The following is a 13,213-nucleotide window of genomic DNA, read 5'->3' as shown; positions in this document are numbered from 1 at the left end:
CAATACGCCCACGGTAATGGTAAGCTTACGGAAGCTCTTCATTGCTGCGACTCTCTTTTCTCGTTGAATGCCAAATCGTAGTCGACATTGTTGGGAGATGACGATATGCGAGTTACCTGGTACCTTGCGATCGCGCTGCTAGTCGCAACTCTTTCCGTAGCAGCGCCTCACCGGCTGCAGGCCGAAGAAAAATCCGCCGAGCCGGACCGGACCAAACTGCCGATGAAGTTGAGTCCCTTTGAAGGGAAGATCGGCAAGACCTACAAAGATTCGGAGGCGGCTTGGCAGCATCCGATCCCCGCGCCCGCAGGCGCCCCGAATGTGATCGTTATCCTCCTTGACGACGTCGGCTTCGGGCAGGTTTCGACCTTCGGCGGCTTGATTCCGACGCCGAATCTCGACAAGCTCGCTTCACGCGGCCTCAAATACAACCGCTTTCACACCACCGCAATCTGCGGTCCATCGCGAGCGGCTCTGTTAACTGGGCGGAACCATCACGAATGCGGCAGCGGCTTCTTGATGGAATGGGCGACCGGGTTCCCGAACTACTCGACCATGATCCCCAAATCGACCGCCACGATCGGCGAAGTTTTGAAGGACAACGGCTACGCGACTTGGTGGTTCGGCAAGAACCACAATACGCCGGACTGGGAAACGACCGTGACCGGCCCCTTCGATCGCTGGCCGACCGGGATGGGCTTCGACTACTTCTATGGCTTCAACGCCGGCGAAACGCATCAGTTTTACCCGGTGATTTTTGAGAACACGCTGCCGGTCGAAGCGGACAAGACGCCTGAGGAAGGCTACCACTTTATGACCGACATGACTGACCGCGCCATCGCGCGGATGAAGTTCGCGAAGTCGGTCGCACCGGAGAAGCCGTTCTTCATGTACTTCGCACCCGGAGCGATGCACGCGCCGCACCATGTGACGGCCGAGTGGCGGGAGAAGTTCCAAGGCAAATTCGACATGGGTTGGGACGAATACCGTGAGTTGGTCTTCAAGAACCAACTGGAGCAGGGGATCATTCCGCCGGGAACGAAACTGACCAAACGTCCTGATTGGGTCCCGGCCTGGGATTCGCTGAGCGACGAACAGAAAAAACTTTATGCGGCGTTCATGGAAAACTTCGCAGGCTACTTCGCGTTCACCGATCAAGAAGTGGGACGACTACTCGACGCCGTGCAGGAACTGCCGGACGCCGACAACACGCTGGTGATCTACATCGTCGGCGACAACGGCGCTTCGTCCGAAGGCGGCCCCGACGGGACGCTGAACGAGATCAAAGGACTAAACGGTCTGACGACGACGCTGGAAGAGACGATGGAAAACATCGACAAGCTGGGTGGACCTGAATCCGAACCGCATTATCCCATGGGCTGGGCCTGGGCGGGGAATACGCCGTTTCAATGGGTGAAGCAGGTGGCGTCTCACTTAGGAGGCACCCGCAACCCGATGATCGTCAGTTGGCCCGCGAAGATTCGCCCTGACGACAAACCGCGCGACGCGTTTCTCCATTTGGTCGACGTCGTGCCGACGATCCTGGAAGCGACCCACATTCCGATGCCGGAAACGGTCAACGGCATCGAGCAAGATCCGCTCGTAGGAAAGTCGTTCTACGCCAGCTTCACCAATCCGAACTTTGAAGGTCGGCCGGAGCAGTACTTCGAGGTCTTCAGCAATCGTTCGATGTACGCCGACGGCTGGAAGGCGAACGCCCAGCATACGTTCCCGTGGCGTCAGGACTTCGCCCCCGGCAACTGGGACAAAGACAAGTGGGAGCTCTACAATCTGAACGAAGACTTCAGCGAAGCGAACGACCTGGCGAACGCCAATCCGGAGAAGTTGGCCGAACTGCAAAAGCTGTTCGACAAAGCGGCCGAGGAGCATCAGGTTTACCCGCTTGATGATCGCGGCTCGGGCCGACTCGCGATTCCGAAGCCCTTGGCCCCTGGCGCCGATCCGAAGGCGACCACCTTCGCTTATTTCGCCGGAGCGACGCGAATTCCTGAAACGGCCGCGCCACCGATGAAAAATCGCTCGTGGACGATGACGACGAACGTTAAAACGGAAGGCGAAAAGACCGATGGCGTGATCGTCGCGTTCGGCGGCTTGGCGGCTGGCCTGGTCCTGTACGTCGACAAGGGAGTCCCGGTCTTCGACTACAACTATTTTGACGAACACTTCGTCTTGAAAGGGACGAAGCCGCTGGCCGCGGGCGAAGCGACGGTGGAAGTCGACTTCGCCTTTCAAGGGGAAAAGCCAGGCGGCCCGGCCGACATCACGCTGAAAGTGAACGGCGAAAAGGTCGCCTCCGGTCGCATGGAAGGAACGGTCGGCGGTCGCTTCGGCGCCGACACCTTCGGCCTCGGCGAAGACTCGGGACAACCGGTCGCCGCCACCTACAAACCTCCGTTCAAGTTTACCGGTGAGATCGAGAAGGTCGTCATCGAAGTGAAGTAAGACGCGGTTCGTTTCCTCCAAGAAGCGAGAAACGCTCGGCCGATTGGCCGAGCGTTTTTTGGTGGGAGCACGGATCGTTCGTTACGCGTGGAGTCTCCAGCTACCGCTCTTCAAGTCCAACTGGTAATTCGCTTCGTTCTCTCGATACGCTTCATCTTCGTCGACGATTTCTACGATCGTTCCCCCCTGTACGACAATCAAGTCGGGGGCGACCAGAAGGGCTCGATGTTTGTGAATCCAACCGGGGCATTCGCCGGACGTCACAACCGACTCGATGCTCCAGCTTTTGCAGCAAAGTCGATAAACAGGCGTCGTCCCATAGATCCGGCTCCCATAGTAGCCGAGCGATCCGATAATATAGATCACGTCGCCAACCAACGTCGCCGAATGAAAATCGGTCGGAGGAAACAACTCGGCCGGATAACCGAAGATCGTGAAATCGCCGGCGCCGTCGAACAACACGACGTCATTGTAGATACAGAAATCGGGATCGTAGAAGTCTTCATGTTCACCGCCGATTTGGACGTAACGCCCATCGGGAAGCGCGGTGAGAGTTGTGCCGAACCGGTCAAAGCTCCAGACGCGTTTCATCATGTCGTCATGGTCGAACTGCACCTTTCCGGCGTAGGCGGAGATCCCCGCTTTCACCATTTCCCGCCAAAACGGGACATCCATCACTTCCGGATTCGTGCGGCCAAACGTACGCTCACGTCCGGCAAGATACTCGGCGTCGCTAACGTTGATCTTCTCGTGCGGCGTTAGACCAACCAAAGCTCGCCGCATTTCGGCGTTCGCCTCGCTCAGCTCTTCCCCTGCGCCAACTAGTAGACGCACCACGTCGGTACTAATTGCCGCAACGATCGGCTTTTCGCTATGTCCCTCGGCGTGCGCCGGATCGGCGCCGCCTACGAGCAACGCCTGAACGCAATCGGCGGATCCAGACGACGACGCCATCACGAGCGCCGTCTGTCCAAATTCATCGACCAACTCGAGGTCGGCGCCCAGCTCGATCAGCCACCGCAGCATCGCGGCGTCGCCGGTCGTGGCGGCCGACATCAGTGCGGTGGCGCCGCACCAACCGCGCTGGTCGACGTCAACACCGATCTCATAGACCAGCTGAGCCATCTCAAGTCGGCCGCTCCAAACGGACAGCAGCCAAGGATTGCGCTCGTAGCGATCGCGACACCCCATCGCCCCCGGTTCCGCCAAAAGCCGCTTCGCCGTCTCCTGATCTCCCAACACAATTTCCCGCATCAATTCGGTCCACTGCAGCGGGCGCAGATCGGCCCCGTGCTCAAGTAGAAATTGGAAGACGCCCCACTGACATCCTTGATAGGCGACGATCAACGGAAGCTCGCCATACTTCGAGGCGAAGTTGACGTCGGCGCCGTGCCGGACCAGCAGTTCCACCATCGGCAGCAGATGTTCGCTATCGTGCGGGCAATGAGAAAGATTGAGCAGGGGAGAGTAGCCGTTGTCGTCACGATGATTAACGTCGGCGCCTGCTTCCAGCAGCAGCTCTAGCATTGGCAGTTCGACTTGCCAACTTTTGGTCGCCCGCGCCAGCGGCGTGTAGCCTTCGTCATCGGCGACATCGACCTGAACGCCCTGTTCCAATTCGCGACGTACCCCCTCCAGGTCGCCGCTCGCCGCGAGATCATGTATTTTCATCAGACGCTCCGAAGCTTCGCGTAGTCCTCTGCAGCGCGTACTGCGATCCATGATACCGAGATACGCAATCGGCCGCGAAGGTTCGCGGCCGATTGGAAAAGCTGCGGCAGAGAATCAAACTACTTGGCCGGCGAGATCCGAATCGCCTCGCCGCCGTTCGGCTCGAGCGTCAGGACCAGTTCCGACTCGGCGTTGACCTGCTCGTCTTCGATGCGAACTTTGGTCTTCGTGTTGAGAGTCGGATCATCGCGGTAGCTGCGGGCCTGATACGTTTTGTCCGCGGCAAGGAAATCAAGCGGGAAGCTGAACTCACGTTTCTGGTTGGCGTTGATCGCGCCGATGTACCAATCGTCGCCGCTGCGGCGAGCGATCACGGCGTACTCGCCGATCTTGCCGTCGAGCACGCGGGTTTCGTCCCAGACGGTCGGGACTTGCTTATAGAACTCCAGTTCCGGCGACGCAACGATTCGGCTGCGCGACTTCTTGCCATCTTGCTGCGACGTGAGCGGCGTGTCGTACCAGTAGATGAACTGCCACGGCGAGTAGGTGCAGACCGCTTTGGCCAGTTGCTGACCATGCGACCAGTTTTTGTCGACACGCGGATCAAAGTAGCAGATCGTATGGTCCGCCGCGCCGGCCAGGTTGCGGGTGAAGAGGGTCGTGACCGCCAGGCTGGTCGACGGAGTCGCCTCGTCGCCGCGAACGCCTTCCTGCGTCATCAAGTTCGGATAGGTGCGTGAATAGCCGACAGGGCGGTACTCGTCATGAATGTCGACCATCAGCTGATGATCGGCCGCTTTACGCACGGCGTCGTGCAGCCACGCGGTCCATTGCTGCGAACCGACGTTGACGAAGCCATACTTCACCCCGGCGATCCCCCATGACTTGTAGAGCGGGAGAATCTCATCGAGCTGCTTTTCGAGCGCGCGACGATTCACATAGACGAGAATCCCGATATTCCGCTCCTTCGCGTACTTGATCACATCCTGCAGATCGAGCGGCCCGGCTGAACGCCGCGGATCAAGCGTCACGGTCGTCGCGTCGGAAGCGTCGTCATACTCGTACCCATACCAACCGGCGTCGAACTCGACATATTGAAAATTGTTCGCTGCCGCGAAATCGACGCATGTCTTGGCGCCTTCCGTCGTGAGACTGATCTCGCGAATCACCTTGCCGGGCTTGATCCAGGAAGTGTCGGCGATCGCGCAGGGCTCGTTCAGATTGAGGATCAGATCGTCATGCTCCAGCAGATCGCCGGGGCTGCCGCCGATCATGATCACCCGCCATGGGGTCGTCAGCGGCGTCTTGCCGCTCACTTCGCTCCGCAGTTGGCTGACCACGGTCGGCGAACCGTCGCCGGCCGCGCGAAGTCGCATCGCGGCGTAGTCGACCAGCTGCGCTTCGGCGATTGCGGCGCAACGGTTGTCGCTCACTTCGACGGTCAGAGGGCGTTCGACGTTGGTCCCCAGTTTGCTGAGGGGAACCTTGTCATATTCCCCCTGAGCGCTGGTCGTCCGCCAGGCGGGATAATCGCCAGCGAAGCGAAACTCGCTTCGTTCTTCTTTGATCGTCAACGGGCCGCTCGAGCCGGCGTCCCCCAGTGTCGTTCGAAAGGCGACGCCGCAGTCGTAGCAGCGCAGCTCGATCGTCAACGGGCAATCGGCTTCGGTGTCGACAAACTGAAACGTCTGCGATTGGTATTGATCGCGAATCTCGGCCCGCTCGCCGCAGACCGGATTCCAGGTTTCGTCATGGCTCCGCAGGTCTCCCTGCGAGACGAACTTTAAGTGATCGCCGATAACGACGTTGTCTTTGCGAACGAACGTGATTGACGAGTCGTCGATCAATGGCTCCCCGGCGACCGACACCTGATAACGCAGCTGCGACTTTCCGTCCGACTCCTTCAATTCGAGTTGAACTTGAATCTGTCCATCAGGCGACTTTAGCTCGTAAGCGATCGCGGAAGAACCGAGCGCAATCGACAGAGCGGCGCAAGCGAGCGTGGCGAATCGCATGAAGAAAATCCTGCGGGGTTGGGAAGGCGGGAACGACGACGCGTCGGGGCTCTTCCAGCTTAGCATATTTGGCTGGCAGAAACTTTTCTTCCGAATGCCCCAAGCGGACGTTCGCCGCGAAACTTACGAGACCCCCGATCCCGAAAGTCCCAAACCGCGGCGGATCGTGAGATAGACCAGGATCGGAACGGCCGTACGAAGTTGGACCTGGTCCGATTCATAGCCAAGTTGCAGGGCGACTTCGTCGAAGTCGGCCAGGAACTCGGCGAGTTCGGTTTCGTCCAGTTGCAAAACGCACTCGCCGTAGAGCTGCACCAGGTTCGAAACGTCCAAGATCGAAGCGACCGCTTCTTCGACCGTCGATTCCTCGGTCGTCGACTCTTCCACCACATCTTCTGCCTCGATCGACTCACCTTCCAGCAGGGTCGTCGCTGCGCTACTCGATTGCAGCGAGTTAAGAGACGACGTGGTGACGTTGGTCGGAATGACCGGAATCGGAACCGGCGTGACAGGGATCGGAATCGGCGACGGCGCCGGGATGAACTGCGTTGGAACCGTGGTGAATTGCGACGGTACGGTGGTGAACTGGGAAGGAGTGGTCGTGTATTGGGACGGCACAGTCCCAAACGGATTGGTGAGGGTATTGAACTGCGACGGAACAGTCGTGTACTGAGATGGCGTCGTCGTGTATTGCGACGGTACGGAGCCAAAAGGATTGGTAAGGGTATTGAACTGGGACGGTACCGTGTTGAACTGCGAGGGAACGGTCGTAAACTGCGACGGCGTCGTGCTGAACTGAGACGGGACGGTGGTGAAATCGGTCGGAATCGTCACGTAAGGAACGAGCGACGTGACGTCCTGCGCGACGGCCGCCGAGGCGAGCCACGGCAACAAGCAGAAGGGCAGGGCGAGTGCCAGCGATTTCATGGGCACGATCTCTTGATGCTGGAAGAAGTTCGATCCGCGTCTGCTGTGAGAATAGGGAAATTTAAGTACGTTGCCTAGCATTCCGGAGATTTGGCGGTCGAATCCGACTCCTTCCGCAAAACTTATTCGTCGATTCTCGATATTCCCACGTTCCCTGCTAGGATAAAGGGGCGGCTTTCGCACCGCCAACTTCCCCGCCTTGTCGTTCCCGCCGTTTTTTCCTTCCCCGCCGATCGAAGCCTGCCGTCACGCCGCTTCGATCCAACGCAGCTCTGCTTTTCTCGCCACTAGGAGCTTTGACGCCGATGTACCTGATCCGAAGCGCCGCGTACCGACTCGTCCGCCGGAAAGGCGTTGGCCTGTTTCTGGTCGCCTGCTCGTTGCTGTCGCCGCTGGCCGACAACGCTTATGGCTGGGGAAGAGGTCACAAGCTGATTCGAAGCTGGGCGGTTGCAAGTTTGCCTGATTGGCAAAAGGAGCTACTGGCCGAGGAGCATTGGGAGCGTCTCCGCTCGGACTACACTTCGCTGCAAGATCGTCATGCCGGCGGCAAGTCGCCGGAGCTCGATCGTTATTGCCTTCCGCCGGTTCGTGTGAGCCTGCATGACGTCGGCACGATTGAAGCGAGCCTTCCCGACATGCAGTGGTATCTCCAGAATGCGCTCGACCAGTTGGCGGCGAACGAGCCGGACGAGGCGCTGAAGTTTCTCGGCGTGCTTTGTCATTGGAACGAAGATCCCGGTTGTCCGTGCGCCCACAGCAGCCCGATCGACGAAGCGACTCTCCGCCGTTTGCTGCCGCCGACGCCAGAGATGGCGAACAAGAACTTTCTGTTCGGCTACGGCGGCGTGGCCGACATTGGGAACTATGTGATTCCCGAATCGGATTACGAGCCGCAACTTCTGGGAACGAGCGTGCCGGAAGCGGCGGCGCAGATCTATCAGCGGCAACGCTTGCTCCGAGCACACGCGGCCGGGTTGATCATCCCGCTGATGCAAGCGAACCTGGCCGGCGATACGGAACTGGCCGACAAGCATCGACAAACCGCCGCGATCTACAATGCCAAGCATACGGCCGACATTCTCTACACGGCGTTCTGCCTGCACACGCAACGTTTCGAGCCGGAGCAAGTGGAGCGACTGGCAAGTCAACCGCTTACCGCATGGGAATCGGACGCGACGATGCGGATGATCGCGCATCCCTATTACGTCACTCCCTATCTGATCAACCAGGCGATGGACGCCGAGCGGAATCTTCACCCGCTGGCTTTCGCCGCGGAGAAGGAGCCAAGTGAGATTCGCTTCGGTCTGGGGATGGGAACTCCCTACGCGCTGCCGTACAAGTTTGGCCCCGGCGGCGTTTACGATCGCTTTACTTGCCGCGTCGGTTTGCATCCAACCGCCGGCGAAGCGGGGCGAGTCGCTTTCGCCGTGATCATCAACGGCAAAGAAGCGGCTCGGACCGACTATCTGACGCCAACCGATCCTCCCCAATCGCTCGACGTTCCGCTGCCGGATAGCGACGTCGTATCGCTGGTGTTGCAAACGATTCCGCACCCGGAGTCGAATCCGCTCCACAATTTGACCGTCTGGGGCGAGCCGACGCTCCACCGGGCTGATTAATTCGGCTCCGACCCCAGATCGTCAGCGTCTCGCGCAGATGCTACGATTTGAGCTAGATCGACCTTCACGTTGGAAAGAGTCGACGCAAAAATATGCGAGGAGAAGAACGGTGGAAATGCAACACGCGGCGACCATTCGCCCCGAAGGTCAAGGAAGACGAGTTGCGGTTGTTGGAGACGCCTATCGACTGCTGGCGACCGGCGAAGAGACCGGCGGAACTTACGCAATGATGGACGCGACCGTTCCTCTCGGCGGCGGACCTCCTCCGCATATTCATCGCCGCGAAGAAGAAGCGTTCTACGTCTTGGAAGGAGAGATTACCTTCACGCTGGAAGATGAACAAATCATCGCCGGGCCGGGCTGCTTTTTGAACATGCCGATCGGCAGTCGGCATTGCTTTAAAAACGAAAGCGATCAACCGGCCCGCATGCTGATCACCGTCGCTCCGGCGGGGCTGGAAGAAATGTTTTTGGAAGTCGGACAGCTGCTCGCCTCCGAAGAAGATCAGCCGCAACCTCCGACCGAAGAAGATATCCAAAAGCTGCTGGAAGCGGCGCCGCGCTACGGTGTGGAAATACTGCCTCCGCCACAGTAAGCCATCGACGCGCAACAAATTACTGTCGGTCCATCGCAAATTCGCCTAGGGAAAAAGATGTCGCGACGGCGTCAGCTTCAAAATCGGGGCAACGTCTCCTCGCGCGGTTCAACGCCGGCGACCTCCCCGCTGGCGGAAAAAGCGGAGGAATTGGAGTCGGCCGCCCCATAGAATGGCCCTGTTTCCCTCTTTTTTGGGGAAGATCCGTGCAACCGCAGCGTCAATCGTCCGCTTGATCTTCCTGTGCGCCCATAGACTTTTTAACGCAATCCCCTATCCTAAAGCGTTAGCCAGCTTAGACATTCGGGCGACAGTCTAGGTTTTGCAGTCTGAGGCAGGTCAGACGTACAGGAGCGATTATTAAACATAGCGACGTTCGGCTCGCCGTGCGCAACGGCGAGAAACGACGGACATGGAACTCGAGCCCGCCAGTTCAATGCCCTCTCCATTCGACGGCAGTCAACCCTCTTCAGAATCCCACGCGATCCAGCGGCGTAAGCGTCGTTGGGAAATCGCCTTTTTTTGCTTCGGCATCGCCCTGGCGATTCTGCTGGCCGGCGCCATCCTCGGCTACGTCAACACCGTTCGTTTGATTGACAACCATCGCCGCGTCTTCGCCACGCAGCAGGTGATCGCCGAACTCGAAGGCCTTCTCTCGCTGGTCAAAGACGCCGAAACCGGCCAGCGCGGCTATCTGCTGACCGAAGACAAGAAGTATCTCGAACCGTACAACGCCGCGCTGGCTGAAGTCCCCGCGCAACTCGACAAGATCAAAACTGCGATCGCCGACGACACCGTTCAACAAGAACGAATGCCAGGCCTGGAGCGAAACGTCGCCGACAAGCTGGATGAATTGCAGCGGACGCTCGACCTGATGAACGGCGGCGATCGCGAGGCCGCTTTGAAATTGGTCGATAGCGATATCGGCCGCGGATTGATGGAAAACGTCCGTCAGTCGATCGACGAAATGCAGCAGTTTGAGCATGACCAATTGCGGCGGCGCGCACAGCAGTCGGAGACGAGCTTTCGGACTGCGATCGCGACGATCCTCCTTTCGGCGACGCTCGGCATCGCCTCGGTCTGCGTCGCGTTTTATCTCGCGGTGCGCAACATCCGCCAAAAGGCGAAAGCGGCCGCGATTCTCGCCGAGCAAAAGGAACGGCTTCACATCACGCTGACCAGCATCGGCGACGCGGTTATCAGCACCGACGCCGCGGGAAAGATCACCTTTCTGAATCCCGTCGCCGAACAGTTGACCGGGTGGACGAACAAGGAAGCGAGCGGACGCTCCCTGACCGCCGTTTTTGAGATCGTCAACGAGACGACCCGGGCTACGGTCGAGAATCCGGCCGATCGAGCGCTGCGTGAAGGAATGATCGTCGGTCTGGCGAACCACACCATTTTGATCGCCAAAGATCGTTCCGAGCGTTTTATCGACGATAGCGCGGCGCCGATTCGAGACTCCTCCGGCCAGATCGTCGGCGCGGTTCTCGTCTTCCGCGACATCTCGCAGCGCCGCTCGATCGAAAAAGAATCGCGCATGCACGAAGAGCGTTACCACACGCTCTTTAACACCATCGACGAAGGGTTCTGCGTCATCGAGATGCTGTTTGACGACGCCGGCAAACCGAACGATTATCGCTTTTTGGAAATCAATCCTGCGTTCGAAAAGCAGACAGGCCTGGTCGACGCGATCGGCAAACGGATGCGCGAGCTGGCGCCCGACCACGAAGAACTTTGGTTCCAGACGTACGGACAGGTCGCAACGTCGGGCGAATCGATTCGCTTCGTTCAAGAGGCGAAAGCGCTCGACGGCCGCTGGTTCGACGTCTATGCGTTTCGAGTCGGTCAGGAAGGGAGCCCGCATGTGGCGATCTTGTTCACCGATATTACCGAGCGTCGCAAAAGCGAAATCGAGCGGCAGGAAAGCGAGCTCCGATTCCGCACGCTGGTCGAGCAAGTGCAGGACTACGCCATCTTCATGACCGACGCGGACGGACGCGCCACTTCGTGGAATGAGGGGGTTCAGCGGGTCCTGGGCTTCGACGAAGAGGAGTTTATCGGCCAGAACGTCGTCGAGTTGATCTTCACGCCGGAAGACCTGCAATGCGGCATCGCCCAGGCCGAACTCGATCAAGCGGCGGCGGTCGGCAGCGCCAGCGACGATCGCTGGATGCAGCGCAAAGATGGAAGTCGCTTCTGGGCCGCTGGCGTAACGACCGGGCTACATGACGACGCAGGAAACCTGCTCGGCTTCATGAAGGTGATGCGCGATCAGACCGAGCGGAAACGGCTGGAAGACGAACTTCGCCAGATCGCCGCCGACCTGTCGGAAGCGGACCGGCGGAAGACCGAGTTCCTGGCGACCCTCGGACATGAACTGCGCAATCCGCTCGCGCCCATCCGCACTGGGCTGGAAGTGCTCAAGTCGGCGCAGCACGATCCTGACCTGGTCGTTAAAGTCCTCAGCACGATGGAACGCCAGGCCCAGCAAATGGCGCGGCTGATCGACGACTTGCTCGACGTTTCGCGAATCACTCGCGGCAAATTGGAGCTACGGACCCGCGAGATCAAACTGGAAGAAGCGGTCCGCAGCGCGGTCGAAGCGACGCAGCCGTTCCTGGACGAAGCGAATCATACGCTGACCGTATCGCTGCCGGACGAGCCGGTGACGCTCAACGCTGATCTGAACCGGCTTGCGCAGATCTTTTCCAATCTGCTGAACAATGCCGCCAAGTACACGCCCGATGGGGGCCACATTGCGCTCACCGCCCAGTGCGAAGACGGCGAAGTGATCGTCTCGGTCAAAGACGACGGCGTCGGCATTCCATTTGAACAACAGGCACAAATCTTCGAGATGTTCGCACAGATCGATCGCCCGCTGGAAAAGGGATACTCCGGGCTTGGCATCGGTCTGACGCTGGTCAAACAACTGGTCGAATTGCATAAGGGATCCATCGAAGTACATAGCGACGGCGCCGACAGAGGCAGCGAATTCCGCGTCCATTTGCCGATCAGCGGCGAGCCGGAACGAGAATCGCCGGCCGAGTTAGCCGCGATTCCCAAACGCAAGAAGTTGCGAGTGCTGATCGTGGACGACAACAAAGCGGCCGCGACCATGTTGAAGATGGTGGTGAAAATGCTGGGCAACGACGTGACGACCGCCGACGACGGCGAGCAGGCGATCGCCGCCGCCGAAGAGTTTGCGCCCGACATCGTGCTGATGGATCTCGGGATGCCGAGAATGAACGGCTACGAAGCGGCGCGTTTCATTCGCCAACAGCCTTGGGGACAGAAAATGGTCCTGGTCGCACTGACCGGCTGGGGACAAGATGAAGACCGGCAGCGGACCGCCGAAGCAGGCTTCAATCATCACCTGGTCAAACCGGCCGAGCCGAGCGACCTGCAGCAGTTGTTCGCCAGCATCGAGTCGAGCGACGCTTAATTGACGATTTCCTGATCAAGAGAATATCCATGACCGCCGAAGATTCCGCATCCTCTTCCGCCGAACGCCGCCAACAACTCCGGCAACTCGGCCACGACATCAAGTCGCACCTCGGCGTCGTCACGATGGGCTTCCAAGCGCTCGACGGCGTCAAATCGGATCCCGAAGAGTTCGCCGAGATCTACGCCGTGATTCAGGAAGAAGGGGTTAAACCGCTGAAAGAGTCGGTGTTGGCGCTCATTGAGCTCGCTTGCCAGGAGCCGAAAGAGTAGGGGAGGGCGATATAGTAGCCCGAAGCGCAAACGAGGGAAATGCGGCCGCAATCGAATGACGATCAGCAAACTGCTGAGCCGGAACAAACAAGCGCCAACCCCCTTCGCGATCTCCACGATGTGCCCCCGACGAACAACCTGCACGTCTTCCCATGCAGTCCACAGATCGGCTTCAGTCGGCATGTAATTCTGAACGTGGTCGC

General features: G+C 59.1%; 8 protein-coding genes. 5 read left to right on the top strand and 3 right to left on the bottom strand.

Going from position 1 to position 13,213, the window contains the following annotated elements:
- Positions 1 to 105 precede the first annotated feature (105 nt).
- Positions 106 to 2,463 (top strand): arylsulfatase, encoded by a 2,358-nt coding sequence (locus LOC68_RS25210; RefSeq protein WP_230224157.1) that lies wholly within the window; start codon positions 106 to 108, stop codon positions 2,461 to 2,463.
- An 81-nt stretch (positions 2,464 to 2,544) separates the two neighbouring features.
- On the opposite strand, the gene LOC68_RS25205 is transcribed toward LOC68_RS25210, so the two are convergent.
- From LOC68_RS25205 to LOC68_RS25195, 3 genes are all read right to left on the bottom strand, one after another.
- Positions 2,545 to 4,134 (bottom strand): ankyrin repeat domain-containing protein, encoded by a 1,590-nt coding sequence (locus LOC68_RS25205; protein WP_230224155.1) that lies wholly within the window; start codon positions 4,132 to 4,134, stop codon positions 2,545 to 2,547.
- Positions 4,135 to 4,253: 119 nt separating this feature from the next.
- Positions 4,254 to 6,149 carry a glycoside hydrolase family 97 protein gene (locus LOC68_RS25200; RefSeq protein ID WP_230224153.1) on the bottom strand — a complete coding sequence of 632 codons (1,896 nt, stop codon included), beginning with the start codon at positions 6,147 to 6,149 and terminating at the stop codon, positions 4,254 to 4,256.
- A 123-nt stretch (positions 6,150 to 6,272) separates the two neighbouring features.
- Positions 6,273 to 7,076, bottom strand: coding sequence for a hypothetical protein (locus LOC68_RS25195; protein WP_230224151.1), 804 nt, complete (start codon positions 7,074 to 7,076; stop codon positions 6,273 to 6,275).
- A 305-nt stretch (positions 7,077 to 7,381) separates the two neighbouring features.
- Between LOC68_RS25195 and LOC68_RS25190 the strand changes: the two genes are divergently transcribed.
- The 4 genes from LOC68_RS25190 (at position 7,382) to LOC68_RS25175 (ending at position 13,010) form a co-directional block, all read left to right on the top strand.
- Positions 7,382 to 8,698 carry an NPCBM/NEW2 domain-containing protein gene (locus LOC68_RS25190; protein ID WP_230224149.1) on the top strand — a complete coding sequence of 439 codons (1,317 nt, stop codon included), beginning with the start codon at positions 7,382 to 7,384 and terminating at the stop codon, positions 8,696 to 8,698.
- A gap of 115 nt (positions 8,699 to 8,813) precedes the next feature.
- Positions 8,814 to 9,293, top strand: a complete 480-nt coding sequence (locus LOC68_RS25185; RefSeq protein ID WP_230225193.1) for a cupin domain-containing protein — start codon at positions 8,814 to 8,816, stop codon at positions 9,291 to 9,293.
- Positions 9,294 to 9,705: 412 nt separating this feature from the next.
- Positions 9,706 to 12,738: a PAS domain S-box protein gene (locus LOC68_RS25180; protein WP_230224147.1), complete on the top strand. Its 3,033-nt coding sequence runs from the start codon at positions 9,706 to 9,708 to the stop codon at positions 12,736 to 12,738.
- Between the two features lie 29 nt (positions 12,739 to 12,767).
- Positions 12,768 to 13,010: a hypothetical protein gene (locus LOC68_RS25175; RefSeq protein ID WP_230224145.1), complete on the top strand. Its 243-nt coding sequence runs from the start codon at positions 12,768 to 12,770 to the stop codon at positions 13,008 to 13,010.
- Positions 13,011 to 13,213 lie beyond the last annotated feature (203 nt).

Origin of the sequence: Blastopirellula sediminis (assembly GCF_020966755.1) — a bacterium.
GTDB classification, from domain to species: Bacteria; Planctomycetota; Planctomycetia; order Pirellulales; family Pirellulaceae; genus Blastopirellula; species Blastopirellula sediminis.
The sequence above is the reverse complement of the archived record's forward strand: the minus strand, read 5'-3'. Positions and strand labels throughout refer to the sequence as shown.